The organism is Treponema socranskii subsp. socranskii VPI DR56BR1116 = ATCC 35536 (assembly GCF_000468115.1).
Lineage (GTDB): Bacteria > Spirochaetota > Spirochaetia > Treponematales > Treponemataceae > Treponema_D > Treponema_D socranskii.
Genome location: NZ_AVQI01000041.1, coordinates 1 through 15,008, shown reverse-complemented (window position 1 = coordinate 15,008; position 15,008 = coordinate 1). Strand labels below are relative to the sequence as shown.

The 15,008-nt window shown below is 48.4% G+C and carries 12 protein-coding genes; 5 read left to right on the top strand and 7 right to left on the bottom strand.

The window, feature by feature from the left end:
• Positions 1 to 227 precede the first annotated feature (227 nt).
• The 7 genes from HMPREF0860_RS05800 to HMPREF0860_RS05770 all read right to left on the bottom strand — a co-directional run bounded on the left by HMPREF0860_RS05800 (position 228) and on the right by HMPREF0860_RS05770 (position 6,520).
• Positions 228 to 1,061, bottom strand: coding sequence for a histidinol-phosphatase (locus tag HMPREF0860_RS05800; RefSeq protein WP_021329849.1), 834 nt, complete (start codon positions 1,059 to 1,061; stop codon positions 228 to 230).
• A 16-nt stretch (positions 1,062 to 1,077) separates the two neighbouring features.
• Positions 1,078 to 3,066 (bottom strand): response regulator, encoded by a 1,989-nt coding sequence (locus HMPREF0860_RS05795; protein ID WP_021329845.1) that lies wholly within the window; start codon positions 3,064 to 3,066, stop codon positions 1,078 to 1,080.
• Entirely contained in the window at positions 3,053 to 4,300 is a 1,248-nt protein-coding gene (locus HMPREF0860_RS05790; RefSeq protein WP_021495592.1) for a response regulator, read from the bottom strand. The genes HMPREF0860_RS05795 and HMPREF0860_RS05790 overlap by 14 nt, the downstream gene beginning before the upstream one ends.
• A gap of 88 nt (positions 4,301 to 4,388) precedes the next feature.
• Entirely contained in the window at positions 4,389 to 4,919 is a 531-nt protein-coding gene (locus HMPREF0860_RS05785; protein ID WP_021329850.1) for a dihydrofolate reductase, read from the bottom strand.
• A 6-nt stretch (positions 4,920 to 4,925) separates the two neighbouring features.
• The gene (locus HMPREF0860_RS05780) at positions 4,926 to 5,405 is read right to left on the bottom strand and encodes a hypothetical protein (protein ID WP_021329852.1); all 480 of its coding nucleotides are present in this window, start codon (positions 5,403 to 5,405) and stop codon (positions 4,926 to 4,928) included.
• A 14-nt stretch (positions 5,406 to 5,419) separates the two neighbouring features.
• Positions 5,420 to 5,860, bottom strand: coding sequence for a flagellar export chaperone FliS (gene fliS / locus HMPREF0860_RS05775; RefSeq protein WP_021329853.1), 441 nt, complete (start codon positions 5,858 to 5,860; stop codon positions 5,420 to 5,422).
• Positions 5,861 to 5,965: 105 nt separating this feature from the next.
• Entirely contained in the window at positions 5,966 to 6,520 is a 555-nt protein-coding gene (locus HMPREF0860_RS05770; RefSeq protein WP_021329848.1) for a helix-turn-helix domain-containing protein, read from the bottom strand.
• A 248-nt stretch (positions 6,521 to 6,768) separates the two neighbouring features.
• On the opposite strand from HMPREF0860_RS05770, the gene HMPREF0860_RS05765 reads away from it, so the two are divergent.
• The 5 genes from HMPREF0860_RS05765 to HMPREF0860_RS05745 all read left to right on the top strand — a co-directional run bounded on the left by HMPREF0860_RS05765 (position 6,769) and on the right by HMPREF0860_RS05745 (position 14,655).
• Positions 6,769 to 8,361 carry an N-acyl-D-amino-acid deacylase family protein gene (locus HMPREF0860_RS05765; RefSeq protein ID WP_021329843.1) on the top strand — a complete coding sequence of 531 codons (1,593 nt, stop codon included), beginning with the start codon at positions 6,769 to 6,771 and terminating at the stop codon, positions 8,359 to 8,361.
• Positions 8,362 to 8,388: 27 nt separating this feature from the next.
• Positions 8,389 to 9,762, top strand: a complete 1,374-nt coding sequence (locus HMPREF0860_RS05760) for a GntP family permease (RefSeq protein ID WP_021329855.1) — start codon at positions 8,389 to 8,391, stop codon at positions 9,760 to 9,762.
• Positions 9,763 to 9,824: 62 nt separating this feature from the next.
• Complete coding sequence (locus HMPREF0860_RS05755; protein ID WP_021329847.1) at positions 9,825 to 11,186, top strand: D-serine ammonia-lyase; 1,362 nt, start codon at positions 9,825 to 9,827, stop codon at positions 11,184 to 11,186.
• A gap of 132 nt (positions 11,187 to 11,318) precedes the next feature.
• Positions 11,319 to 13,352 (top strand): ATP-dependent zinc metalloprotease FtsH, encoded by a 2,034-nt coding sequence (gene ftsH / locus HMPREF0860_RS05750; protein ID WP_021329851.1) that lies wholly within the window; start codon positions 11,319 to 11,321, stop codon positions 13,350 to 13,352.
• Positions 13,353 to 13,512: 160 nt separating this feature from the next.
• On the top strand, positions 13,513 to 14,655 hold the full coding sequence (locus HMPREF0860_RS05745) for an ABC transporter substrate-binding protein (protein WP_021329857.1): 1,143 nt from the start codon (positions 13,513 to 13,515) through the stop codon (positions 14,653 to 14,655).
• Positions 14,656 to 15,008 lie beyond the last annotated feature (353 nt).

Below are 15,008 nucleotides of genomic sequence, written 5' to 3'. Positions count from 1 at the left end.
AGAAGAAGGCATACAACAAGGTAAATCCCTCGGTCTTGCTGAAGGCTCCCGTCAAGCAAAGCTCGAAACGGCGCGGATTTTAAAACAGCTCGGCGATTCCGTAAAAAAGATAATGCAGGCGACCGGCCTCACCCAAGAAGAAGTAGAAGCACTGAATTAATTGATAATAAATAATTGGTAATTGCCTGCTTAATTACAAATTACACATTACCAATTATTTATTCAGCCTAAATTTTCCTGCGCTTTATAAAGCCCGCATCCAAAAACGAAACTTCCGTATAGCCCGCTTTTTTTGCCGCCGCTTCGGCTCTGTCGAATGCGCAGTCGATGTCGGCCGCTTTGTGTGCATCGGAGTTGATCATGACGGGAACGCCCGACGCATAGAGCAGCGAAAGAAAATCCGCGGACGGATAAACGTCGTCGATCGCGCCGCGTGCGATGCCGCCCGTGTTGATTTCAGCGATGATGCCGGAATGTTTTGCCGAATTCGCCGTCGCGACGAGTTCGCTGCGGTACCAGCTTTCACTTTCGTCGAAAAAATGCAGGATGCCGTTGCGCTTTCTGATAACGTCGGGATGTCCCCAGATGAGAAAATCGCCCTTTTGCAGCATTTCGCGCTGCAGTGCAAAATACATGCACACCGCTTCTTTTGCGTTTCCTTTAAAAAAACGTTCGAGTCCCTCTTTGACTTTTTCGGTTTTATCGTCGACGGAAAAAGTACCGTTTTCCGTTATGAGATAGTGCACCGAGCCGATGAGATAGTCCGGCTGAAAAGCGGCATAATCGCTCATGCGCGGGACTGAAAGGCCGGGCATATATTCGACTTCGAAGCCGAGCAGTATCTGCATGCGTCCCTCGTATGCTTTTGCCGCGTTCCGCACCGTGCTTACGTAATTGTTAAATTCGCGCGGCGCTATGTGGCAGTCGCCCGCAAAGGGGTACATGCTGTGGCTTGAAAAGCCGATTATGTCGAATTGTTTTTCAAATGCGGCAAGCGCCATCGCTTCGACCGTATCGCTTCCGTCGCAAAATGTCGTGTGCATGTGGTAATTCGTTTTCATCGCATTCCTCACCGTACTATGTGCGCCGTGTTTTTGCGTGCTCGCGCTGCCATATATCCGAATCGACTTCGAAAACGGCCAATTCGTTTTTTAATGCCGCAAAGCCGCTTCGTATGTTTTCGATGTCGTGTTTTTTTGCGTCTTCTTCGATGCGCGCCCCTCGCTTTGCGAGTGCCTTTGCGGAAATCGCGGCGGAGCTGCCTTTGATTTTGTGGCCGATGCGGCGCAGTTCATCGAAGTCTTTTTCGGCGACGGCTTTTTCCGCGTCGTGCAAAAGGGATGCAAGCTGTTTACGGTATTCGGCGATGAGCTCCCGACCGAGGATACTGTCGCCTCCGATCGTGTCTTCAAAATCCTTTTGATTCCATGCGGCATCCGCAGATGTTATCATACTGTCGAGTATCGTGATTTTCGGCGCGACGGGCAGTTCTATGACCGCATGCCATTTTTCTATAAGCGTTTTTATGTCATCCCGCTTAAACGGTTTGACAAGGATATCGTTCATGCCGATTTTTCGATACAGCTCGAAATCGTCTTCATCATTGTTTGCCGTACATGCGACGATGATGCCGGTATAACCGCTCGCTCTGATATTTTTTGACGCTTCGATGCCGTCCATGATCGGCATTTGGATATCCATAAATATCATGTTGATCGCGCGATTTTTTTCGACGGCTTCGACGGCTTGTTTTCCGTTTTCCGCTTCGATGACCGGCACGCCCAATTTTGTCAAAAACGTTATGATCAGTTTTCTATTGAGCGGATGATCTTCGGCGACGAGTACCGTCATGCCTTCCGTGACGCTTGTCCCGTTTTCGGCAACCGCCGCTTCGTTCGCTTTCGACTGCTTTGCGTCGAGCGTTTCGAGATCGGTCGGTACGTCGTATATGTCGTTGAGCAGCGATTGCACAAGATGGCGCTTCACCGGTTTGTAGAGGTAACCGTTGAAGAGGTTAATGAGCTTCATCTTCGCTTCGGCTCCCATCTGGCCTTCGGGAACGAGCAGGTACAGTTTTGCATTGTTAAAATTGCATTCTTTGATTTCCCACGCGAGGTGCCAGCCGTCCACTTTCGGCAGACTCATATCGATAAAAACGAGCGAAAAAGGTTTTCCGAGATGGTTTGCGTTTTTCATTTTCAGCAGCGCTTCCGCCGCATCTTTCGCATAAGAGATATTGTACAAGCCGAACGAATTGAATTTTCGGCGCATGCTGTTTACCGCGAGAAGACTGTCGTCGACGATGAGGATGCGCGTATTCGGAGGGATGGCCGCTACGGTGCTCGGCGCCGGCAGATTTTGCGCCGCGACGAAAGGGACGGTAAACCAAAAAACGGATCCGCCGTCGGGATTTGTGCGTACGCCTATTTCGCCGTTCATCGCCGAAACGAGCCCCTTGCATATCGCCAGCCCCAAACCCGTCCCGCCGTATTTGCGCGTCGTCGACGTTTCCGCTTGATAATAATCGGTAAAGAGCTGCCCTTGCTTTTCTTTCGGAATGCCGATACCGGTATCCGCTGTTTCGAAAAGCAGCGTTTTTTTATCTTTACACGTAAGCGCAACGTGAATATAGCCCGACTGCGTAAACTTGACGGCATTTTTAATAATATTGAGAAGCACTTGCTGAATGCGCGTCGGATCTCCGATGACAAGCTGCGGCAGCTCGTAGTCGGAATCGACGACGAGCTCTATGCCCTTGCCGAACGCTTCCATACTGACGAGGTCGACGACCTGTTCGGTAAGCGCGACGACGTCGTACGGTATCGATTCGAGCGTGATTTGCCGTGATTTGATTTTCGTAAAATCGAGGATGTCGTTGACGAGCGAGAGCAGTACGTTTGTGCTGAATTGAATCTGGCGCACGTATTCCTGTTGTTCGTTGTTGAGCTTCGTATCGGAAAGCAGTTCGAGCGTACCGATAATCGTCTGCACCGGCGTGCGGATTTCGTGCACGGTATTTGCAAGAAACGTTAATCGCTGATCGGGATCGATGTTAGATTTTTCCATGAAGCAGCTCTATCGCCTTTTGTACGATAACTTCGGGTTTTTGCGGTTTGACGAGATAGTGCTTTGCGCCGAGGCTGAGCGCTCGTATGACATCTTCGCGTTTCGTCGTCTGCGAATAGATAATGATAGGAACGGCCTGTGCACTGTTGCCGAGCCGCGCCAAAATATCGAAGCCGGAAATGCCGGGCATCAATATGTCCACGACGGCGAGATCGTAGCGGTGTTTGTTGATACCCGTTAAAAATTCCGCCCCGCTGGAATACAGATCGCAGGTCGCGCTTACGGATTTAAATGCGCTTTCCAAAAGCTTTAAAATAACGCTGTCGTCGTCGACGAGCGCGATGCGCAAAACGTTTCCGACGGTTTCGGCGTCGTCCTGTTTGACGCCCCAGTCGGAATAAAACCGCGTGTCGATCGAATCCTGCGTTTGCTCTCTCGCCGGCGTCAAAAGCTTTTCCGCGACCAATTCGGAAACGCTCGAAGCGGTACTGCTGTCGATGAGCGAATTGAGCACGTGCGAAAGCTCCGTTACGACTTCGATGCCGTCGTATTGGGGATGACCTGCGATCAGATCGCGGATAAAAGAATTGAACGAGAGCACTTTAACGTTTTTTGTTAAAACTTTCGGGTCGGCAAGCACGTTGTCCAGCAGCAATTCGATATTTGCGCCGTCGACGAACGTGAGATCGAGATTTGTCATCATCAGGATTATCTTCGGAGCATCCAGCTGCCCCGCGTCGATCATCTCCGTCAGTTTATATTTGAGCAGCGCGAGCTTTTCCCGATTCAAACCTTCGGCTATTTCTACGAAAATGATATCGCCGTTTCGGTGGATATCGAGTACGCATTGCGTCGTATCCATGGAAAACGCGAGAGAGAGGATTTGCCCGACGGATTCGAAAAAGATATCGAATTTTATGGGCTTGGTAAAATATTTGGTGACGCCGAACTGTGCAAACTGCGAAAGCTTTGAACGGTCAGCGACGGGACCCGAAACAATCATGGGAATGCGGACGGCATTCGGATTCGCGTGCTTTTTTTCCAAAAACCGAAACAGTTCGGTAAAATCGTCCTGTATTTCATAGATAACAAGATCGGGCAGGATCGAAATCATTTTAATAAACGCGTCGCGTTTTCCCTGCGTTACCGTAACCGAAACTTTTTCTGCAGAAAGTTTGTCCTTCAAAAACTCTCTAAAAAGCGGGGATGCATCTATCAGCAGAACGTTCTTCATAATTATATTATTCTATACGCAAATATATAAATTGACAAGCTTTTTTTCGGCAGGTACTGTATCGCGGGCGCAAACTCGCTGAACCCGCTTATGCGGAAAAATCAATCGCGCGTTTTTTCGTGTACAGGATGTATGTGCAGGGCAGGGTATCGCCGGTTATCTTTTTGATAATTTTTTTATCGAAGAGCGCTTCGTCGAATTCCGGAAAAAATGCGTCGCCGTCGACGTATGCGTCGATCTCCGTTATGTAGAGCGCGCTGCAAAGCGGCAGCGCTTCGGCGTAAACCGCTTCGCCGCCTGCGAAAAAAATGTCGGCGGGAGGATCGCTTTTTACCGCAAGCGTTTCGGCGAGTGAAAGCGCTTCTTGCATATTCCGCGCTCCGTAGAGCTTTGCGTCCGCAGGCTGTTTTTCGGAAAATCGTTTGCTTTTCGAAAGGACGATAGTCGTTCTCTTTGTAAGCGGCTTACCTATGGACTCGAACGTCTTTCGCCCCATGATTACGATATTGCCTGCGGTCACATCACGGAAATGATGCAGTTCGTTTGTTAATTTCCACGGGAGCTTTCCGTCTTTTCCGATCGCGCGGTTTTTTGCGTAAGCCGCGATGAGTGCGATCATGCCCTCTTATGCCTGTACTTCGACGAAACTGCCGACGCTTTGCTTTTGCGCGTACACGCTCCTGTTTCCGTGGTAGGGATTTTTTATACGGTTCATCTGCGTTTTGATATTTGCGATGTGGATGCGGAGCATGCTGCGGTTTTTTTCGTTTTGGGCGAGGACTTGCGATTGCAAGTGTGCGAGGTCTTTTTGAATCGATTCGAGCGCGAGGGTTTCGTTTGCAGGAGCGGAGCTCCTGATCGCCGAATACATTTCCGACATCGGTACGATCACTTTTTGCAGACCGGCGATATTCGAAACGACTTGCTGTTCGAGCTCCGTATGCGCGATGAGAGCGTCGGTGTTTTCTTCTTCAATCGACGTTTGCTGTTTTTCGAGCACTAAGAGGTATTCGCGGAATTTATCGCGCTGCTGTACGAGCAGCGTTTTAAATCGTTTGAGTACGGCAACCCGTTCGTCTATTTCGTTTTGTGAAAGTTCCTGCATGATCACCCCTCGATTCAGCCTTCTATATTCAGCGAGTTTGCGACCGTCGCCGCCGGTGCATTTGCCGTGCTGTTTGCCGCCTGCCGCCATGCGTCGGAAAGTTCCGTCATCATCGACAGCACAAAATCGACTTTTTTTTTGTCGCGGTTGATGTTGGCCGACATGAGTTCGTTGTTGAAATATATGTAGAGCGACATGAGATTTTTTGCAATTTCTCCGCCCCTGTCCATATCGAGCGACACTTGCAGCTCCGTGATGATGGCCTGCGTTTTTTGCAGACAATCGTTGAACTTTTCGATATCGTGCGCTTTTATGGCGTTCGCCGAATCGAACATATCGGCTGCACTTGAGAGCTGCCGCACCGCTCCTTCATAGAGCAAAACGACGAGATGCCCCTGGCTCGCCGTGCGGATATTCGTATTTTTATATGCATTATACGCCTGATTGTAGCCCATATTCAGCCTCCGTGTACCCATCGGCAAGATATTCCGTCGGGATAACAGTCATCCGTATATCAGTATCGGTATTTGAAATAAATTCTTAAATCGTATCTTGCAGCTTTAAAATGAAGGCGGTGTTACGGCAAAAATAACCTGTACTTTCATATCGGTTTTATTGTGCCATACATGTTTTGCCTGTGCCGGAATACGGATACTGTCGCCGGGATGCAGTTCAAAAAAAGTACCCTCTACGTCCAAATCGACTTTTTCGCCCGAATACATAAATGCGGTTTCTTCTCCCAAATGACTTTGCCTATCGGTATTTGAACTCGTGTACGGAGGGATAACCATCATACAAAATTCTATATTGCCCTTCGTATCTGCGGTAAGCAATTCGTATACGACATCCGGTTTATCTTTACGGCCTATTGTCTTTCTTGTAGCAGGGGTAACCAGCGGTTCGGGACGAAATTCTTCCCTAAAAAAACAATATAAAGGTGTTTCCAGAACTTCAGCGATACTTCGCAAAGTGTTAATCGAAGGATTTACCTGTCCGTTTTCTATTTGGCTCAGCATGGATGCGGTGATATCCGCTTTTAAAGCCAATTTCCGCATCGTAAATCCTTTTTGTAGTCTCAATTCTTGTATCTTTTTACCTATATTTAATTCTTCCAACGGAATATTCTCCTGATAAAATTGCATAAAAGTATATCATATTTTATTTGAAAATAAAAGCGTACGATTATGCCTATATGCCTATATGCCTATAGTGTTTATCTCAATTTGTGTTAAATTCTATTTAAATAAGTTAAATAAAACTTGACAGTTGAATATAGTGGATGTAAAATATAATTGTATTTTAATTGATTTGTTTAGTATATATTAATTTTCTTGCAACCTATTTTGTAAAGCGGAGGTTCTATATGTTAGACGTATTGATCAAAAATGCAAAGATCATCGACGGAAGCGGCCGGCCTGCGTTTACCGGATGTGTCGGGATTAAAGACGGAAAAATTGCCGTCGTAAGAGAAACGGAAAAAGCGGCCGACGTAATCGATGCTGCCGGCAGATACGTTGTACCCGGCTTTATCGATGCGCATTCGCACGGCGATTTGATTTTAGGTTCCGAAGATGCCCGTTTATTTAAAACAACGCAAGGCGTTACAACGGAGATAACCGGTCAATGCGGTCTTTCTATGACACCGATCGCTCCCGAAAATTTGACGGCTATTCAAAATATGTTATCTATGGGAACGACGTATTTTCCGCCGGATATGAAAAATTGGACATCCTTTTCGGAATATCTGAAATATGCCGACAAACAGCAGCTTACGGCAAATGCGAAAATGTATATAGGACACAGCAGCCTCCGCATAGCCGTTATGGGTATGGAAAATCGGCCGGCAAAGAAAAATGAATTGGATGCCATGAAAGGCATTTTACGCGAAGCGATGGAAGCGGGTGCCGCCGGTTTTTCAACGGGATTGATTTATACGCCGAGTTGTTATGCGACGGAAGAAGAGATCATAGAACTTGCAAAAGTTATTGCGCCTTTTAACGGTATCTATGCAAGTCACATGCGTAACGAAAGCGATAAAATCGTCGATGCCGTAAAAGAAACTATCAATGTCGGCGTGCAGGCGGGAGTACGGGTCGACATCTCCCATCATAAAATGCTGGGAAAACCGAACTGGGGAAAGCAAAAAGAAACGCTGAAACTTATTCATGAAGCGAGAGAAAAAGGCGTTCCCGTCATATGCGATCAGTATCCCTATACATGCAATATGACTACGTTAAATGCGTGTATGCCGCCGTGGTATTTCCAAGACGGTTTTCATGCGATGACGGACAAACTAAAAGATACGGATTTTCGAAAAAAACTTAAAGCCGAGATGGAAGATCCCGCAACCGCATACGATAATTACTATTTGAACGCAGGCGGTTGGAACGGCGTATATGTATATTCGTCTCCGAAAACGCCTGCTGCCGAGGGGCGTTTTATCAGCGAGTATGCCGAATCGCTGCATCAAGATCCGTGGGATGTTTTTTTCGACTTGTGCGTTGCCAATAATTGTGAAACGGGCGGCGTATACAGCAGTATGTGTGAAGAAGATATTTGCGAGATTATCCGCGATCCTTATTGCGTTGTCGGAAGCGACGGATTGACCAGAACATGGAAAGAAAAAGGCCATCCTCGTGCGAGCGGTACGTTTCCCCATGTTATCACCTATTTCGTCAAGGAAAAAGGAATTTTGTCGCTTGAAGAAGCCGTCCGAAAGATGACCGGATTAACCGCCGAATATTTACTCGTAAAAAATAAAGGTTTTATAAAAGACGGATATGATGCCGATTTGGTTATTTTCGATTATGACCGTTTGCAAGATACGGCTACGTACAGCAATTCAAACAGTATCACCGAAGGTATCGATTATGTTTTTGTGAACGGCAGTCTGGTCTATAAAGATAAGCAATTTACCGGTGCTATGCCCGGTCGAATGCTGCGCCATAATGCGTGATAATAATTGATAAAACGGAGGAATTGTATGAACGTATTGCTTGCTTTTGTCATTACGATGGCGGTTTTATTGGTATCGCTTATCGCGTTTAAAGTCAGTCCGGGCGTTTCGCTTTTTGCTTGCGCCGTTTTAATGGCATTGTTGTGCGGGCTGCCTTTACATGATATTCTCTCTTACATTACGAGCGGATTCGGAAATATCATGACCGCGATAGGTTTGTTGATTTTATTCGGCGGAATATTCGGTATGATGCTCGGAGATTCGGGAGGAATGGAAGAATTGGCCAAAGGTCTGCTTCGGACTTTCGGCAAAAAAAACGATATGCTTGCGCTCAACTTGGCGGGCTTTATCGTATCCATTCCGGTATATTTCGGTTCGGCATATATAACGCTTAATCCCTTGGTAAACAGCTTACAAAAACTTACTAAAAAAAATACGGGCGCTTATGTTGCGGCTTTGTTTACGGGATTGCTTTTAACGCACTGTATCGTAGCTCCTACGCCCGGCCCCTTAGCCGTTGCGGGGCAATTGGGTGCCAATATAGGGTGGTTTATCGTTTACGGTATTGTCGTTTCGCTTCCCGCAAGTTTGCTGTGCGGATGGCAATATGCGAATATGCTCAACAGGCGGGCATTACCCGAAAATAAAGAAGCGCTGAAGCAAGAAGCCGCGATATTGTCGAAGAATGAAGAATTGCTCAAAGCCGATAAAACAAAGCCCTCTGCAGGTTTGACGCTCGCGTTGATTGCGTTTCCCATTGTCTTAATAATTATTAATTCGGTTTTTAAGGCAGTATTGCCGGCAGAACTCCCGCTCGTCGTTTTTTTCGGATTTGTCGGAAACAACAATGTGGCGCTCTTTATCGCTATGTTGGTCACGGGCATCGTACTGCGTAAATATTTGGTTCCCGCCAATGCAGCTTCGCTTTGGAATTATATAGACAGAGTGTCGGATAAAATGGGAAATATTTTAATGGTCATCGGCTGCGGTAATTGTTTCGGTACCATATTGCAAAAAAGCAAACTCGATACGGCTTTAATCGAGCTGCTTTCACGGATGAATATTCCCGTTTTATTGTTGGCATTTATGCTCGCTATGATTATCCGCGCTGCCGTCGGTTCCGCAACGGTGGCAATGCTCACGGCGGTCGCTATTGTAGGTCCGTCGGCCGTCGAAATGGGATATTCCCCGATTATCATAGGTTTGGCAATTTGTACGGGAACGGTCGGACTTACTTTGCCGACAGACGCCGCCTTTTGGCTTCCGGCGCGTTACAGCAATATAACGGTAAAAGAAGCCTTCGCCGCTACAACCTGGCCGACAACTTTTGCGAGTTTAACCGGATTTGCGGTTTTATTGCTTCTCAATGCATTTGCGCATGTCTTACCGGGAATACTGTAATTTTTAATAATGTAACGACGCATTTCAAAGCGTACATCTAAGGAATATACAGAGGAAATCGTATGTGTGTATCGGATCAAAAAATTTGCGGAAAAACGATACGGGAATGGCAGCAAGAATACCCGATCGTAAAAGATATATGTGCCTGCAGAGAAACGGTTTGGCGTAATCCGCACAAAGAGCCTTTTGAAAAAGCCGCATTATCATGTCCGCTTTCCATAACCGATGTTGAAGATGCCGAAGCAAGATTGGAACGTTTTGCGCCGTATTTTAAATCGGCCTTTCCGGAAACGAAAAGCACAAACGGTATCCTCGAATCTCCGATACGGGAAATACCGAATATGAAAGCGTTATTGGAGAGAGAAGAAGATATCAAAATTCCCGGAAAGCTGTACATCAAATTGGACAGCCATTTGCCCATATCGGGTTCGATTAAAGCCCGCGGCGGTATTTACGAAGTGTTAAAAATTGCGGAGGATATCGCGCTGGAAAACGGGTTTATACGTGAAAGCGACGATTATACGCGGTTCGATACCGATGCGTTTCGCAGACTTTTTTCCCAATACACTATTGCGGTCGGATCGACCGGTAATTTGGGACTCTCTATCGGTATCATGAGCGCAAAACTCGGTTTTAAAGCGGCGGTGCATATGTCGGCCGATGCCAGACAATGGAAAAAAGATATGCTCCGTAAAGCAGGCGTCGAAGTTATTGAATACGAATCGGATTACGGCATTGCGGTTGCCGAAGGGAGAAAAGCCGCGCAGCACGATCCCTGTTGCCGTTTTATAGACGATGAAAATTCTCAAACGCTCTTTTTGGGATATGCCGTAGCGGGACTGCGTTTAAAAAAACAATTGGAAGAACGGAAAATACCGGTTGATGCCGAACATCCGCTGTTTGTCTACTTACCTTGCGGGGTGGGCGGGGGTCCGGGAGGAGTCGCCTTCGGCTTAAAAACGGTTTTCGGCGATGCCGTTCATTGTTTTTTTGCCGAACCGACGCATTCTTGTTGTATGCTGCTCGGTATGGCGACGGGTGAAAACAACCGTATCAGTGTACAGGATTTCGGATTGGACAATCGTACTGCGGCGGACGGTTTGGCGGTCGGCAGGGCTTCGGGATTCGTCGGTGCATTGATGCTTCCTTTTATAAGCGGTTGTTATTCCCTTGAAGATAAGCGTCTGTTTCATATGCTTACGGCTCTTGCCGATACGGAGGATATATATTTGGAGCCGAGCGCTTTGGCGGGTATGTACGGTCCCGTATTGACGGAAAAATCTCCGCAATTTCGCAACTATATCGAAAAAGAAAATTTGCGCGCGTTAATGATCCAAGGTACGCATGTGGTTTGGGCAACGGGCGGCAGTATGGTTCCGAAAAATGAAATGGCGTCGTATTATAAACAAGGTAAAAATGTATAAATAACTTGTAGCTCTGATAATAATCGATTTTAGCGAATTCTCGAAAAAATCACTCGACTAAATCGGCTGAAATGTTTATATTTTAAGAGAGTACCGATTTAGTGTTTCGATATTTTTATGAATGGGGCTGTCATGAGCGACAAAATCGACGATAAAAAAGACGACAATAAAGACGATCCGTACAATTTTTTTAAATTTGCAGGGCCGGACAATAACGATAATAAAAAGAAAAAAGACGACGACAATAATCGTTCGCGCTTTCCGCTGTGGGCGCTTATGCTCCTCGTGCTCGCAGTCCTCGCGCTGGTCAATATGTTCGTCATGTCCAAACCGGATAATCTCATCGATTTTTCGGAATTCCGCAGCCTCATCGAAGACGGAAAGATCGTTTCGGTCGAACTCGGCGAAACGTATTTTACCGGTTACGGCCCCGAGCGCGCCTTGTCTTCCGAGCAGAGCGCGAAAGGCTATATGCTTTTTCCCGTTCAAACACGCAGCCGACAGGAATATAAAACGCTCGGCGTACTGGGCCTAAGCGAAGGACTCATCGAACTGATGAACGAAAAGGGCGTCGACTATAAATTCGTGCTCCGGCAAAACAGTTATCTGCTTCCGATTCTCGCCAATCTCATACCCATCGTTTTTATTTTCGTCATGTACTTTTTAGTGCTTCGAAAGATGGGAAGCGGCTTGGGCGGCGGTATGGGAAGCATTTTCGGTGCGGGGCAGTCGCGCGCAAAAGCCGTCGAAGAGGGCAAAGTGAAGACGCGCTTTTCGGACGTCGCGGGCGTGGACGAAGCGAAAGACGAACTCATCGAAGTCGTCGATTTTTTAAAGCAGCCGAAAAAATATACCGACATCGGCGGTAAGATTCCCAAGGGCGTGCTCTTGGTCGGACCTCCGGGTACGGGTAAAACCCTCCTTGCGCGCGCTGTCGCGGGAGAAGCGGGGGTGCCCTTTTTCCGCATTTCCGGTTCGGACTTCGTCGAAATGTTCGTCGGCGTCGGTGCGAGCCGCGTGCGCGATCTCTTCCGCCAAGCGCGTGAAAAAGCGCCGTGTATCGTCTTTATCGACGAACTCGACGCGATCGGCAAAAGCCGTATGAACAACCTCGGCGGCAACGACGAACGCGAACAGACGCTCAATCAGCTCCTCGTCGAAATGGACGGTTTCGACAACGAAAAAGGATTGATCATTTTAGCGGCGACGAACCGCCCCGACATACTCGATCCCGCGCTTTTACGACCCGGCCGCTTTGACCGCCAAGTGCCCGTCGAACGTCCCGACGTCAAGGGCAGGGAAGAGATTTTGCGCATCCACGCGAAAAACGTCAAACTCGATTCCGACGTCGATTTCGAATCCCTTGCCCACGGCACGATAGGTTTCGCGGGGGCCGACCTCGCGAACGTCGTAAACGAAGCGGCTCTCCTCGCCGTACGCAACGGGCACGCGAAAGTGACGATGTCCGATTTCAACGATGCGATCGACAAAGTGAGCATCGGTCTCAAAAAAAAGACGCGCAAGGAAAACGAAAAAGAGCGGCAGATCGTCGCGTTTCACGAAACGGGGCACGCGCTTGTCGGCGCTTTTACGCCCGACTATCCGCCGGTCAACAAGATTACCGTCGTTCCGCGCTCGCACGGTATCGGCGGTTTTACGCAGTACCGCGAAGAAGAAGAAAAAACGCTGCAGACGAAACGCGATCTGATCAACGAAGTCGATGTCCTGCTCGGCGGACGGGCTGCCGAACAGGTTATCTTCGATGAGATTTCGACCGGAGCCGCAAACGATATTCAGCGTGCAACCGATACGATCCGCAAAATGATCACCGATTACGGCATGAGCGACCGATTCAAAAACGTTACGCTCGGAAAATCGGGGCAGGGATACGGGGCTACCGAACCGCAGCTTGTGCGCGAATATTCGGAAGAAACGCAAAAATACATCGATGAAGAAATCGCGCGCGTCATGGCCGAGCGCTATAAATCCGTCGTCGCGCTTTTGAAAAAGCACCGCGAGCTGCTCGAATACATCGCAAAGTATCTGCTCGAAAAAGAAACGATGGACGGCAAAGAATTCGAAGATATCGTTAAAGCGGAAGCACACGCAAAAGCGATCCAAGACGCGTCGAAGCCCGCCGCAAAAAAATCGGCAAAACGCGTGTAGCCTCGGCGGTGATCGCTACGGCGGGATGCGGCAGCTTATCGTAGCGCGTGTGCAAGCCCCGGCGGATTGCTGCGAAACGCACTTGCGGCACGCTTGACAAACTTTAATATTTTTGAATATATTTACTCATGTTTAAGATCATACCTCGGAGGTATTCGATATGAAAATGCTCGGAAAATACGCAGGTTTTGTGCTTGCTGCGGCTTTGGCGCTTTTTGCGTCGGGCTGTTCCAAAAGCGAAAGCGATACGATTAACATAGGCGGTATCTTTCCGCTGTCTGGCGACGTCGCCGTATACGGTGTCGAATGCAAAAAAGGCATCGATCTTGCTATCGATGAAATCAACGAAGCGGGCGGCGTAAACGGTAAAAAAATCGTTCTCATCGGAGAAGACGATGAAGGCAAGCCCGACAAGAGCGTCAACGCGTTCAAAAAATTGACGACAAAAGACAAAGTGAAATTCGTCATCGGCTCGCTGACGTCAGGCTGCGTACAGGCAGTGACGACGCTCGCGCAGGCAGGCCGCGTCATTCAAGTCGCACCGGCGGCTACGTCTCCTGCGATCACCGATGCGGGCGATTATATTTTCCGCGCGTGCTTCATCGATCCGTTTCAGGGAACGGTCGGCGGCAAATTCGCAACGGATACGCTCGGTGCAAAGCGCGCCGCCGTTTTGTACGATATCCAAAACGATTATTCCGTCGGGCTCGAAGAAAATTTCGTCAAAGCGTTTGAGACCGGCGGCGGAACGGTCGTCGCGCGCGAATCGTATTCGACCGGTGATAAGGATTTCAACGCGCAGCTTACGAAAATTAAAAATGCGGCACCCGATGTCGTCTATATTCCCGATTACTACGGTACGGTTGCGCTCATTGCACGCCAGCTCCGCATGCAGGGCATAACGACGCCGATCGTCGGCGGGGACGGATGGGACGGACTGTCCGGAAACGCAGGCGACGAAGTGCTCAACGGATTTTATTCGAATCACTATGCGGTCGATTCGGAAGTTCCTGCGGTGCAGAAATTCGTTTCGGCCTTTAAGACAAAATACAATTCCGCGCCCAACGCGTTTGCGGCTCTCGGCTACGACAGCGTGTACATGCTGCGCGACGCGATCGTAAAAGCCGGAACCCTCGACGTCGCTTCCGTCCGTTCGGCTCTTGAGCAGACGGACGGCGATTACGTTACGGGGCATTTGACTTTCGATGCACGGCACAATCCCGTCAAGTCCGCGGTCATGCTCGAACTCGTGCGAAGCGATGGGAAATTGACGAGCGTGTATAAGACGACGGTCAATCCCTAAGGCTTTTTTTGTACGGCAAGAGGCGCCCCTTCCTTTGCGAAGCCGGCGCCTTTTTTTCATTTGTACGCAGTATGCAAATTATTAATGCAGGCAACCGTCCTGGAAATGCGTGCATATAAAAATAGTGTACAGACAGACAAAAAAGGCGGAACGCGAGGCAGCGGCAGTGCCGCCGAACCGCTCTGACCGATGGCAAGCAATCTTTTTGTTAAAAAAGATTGCGCAGTCCGATTCCGATTACGGTCAGCCGCGGTGAACGGCAGGGCTGCTGCCGGGAGAGCAGCCGATTTTTACATTGCACGCTATCTTTTAAAAGGCATAGTTTCCGGGACGGTTGCCATGAATTATTAATG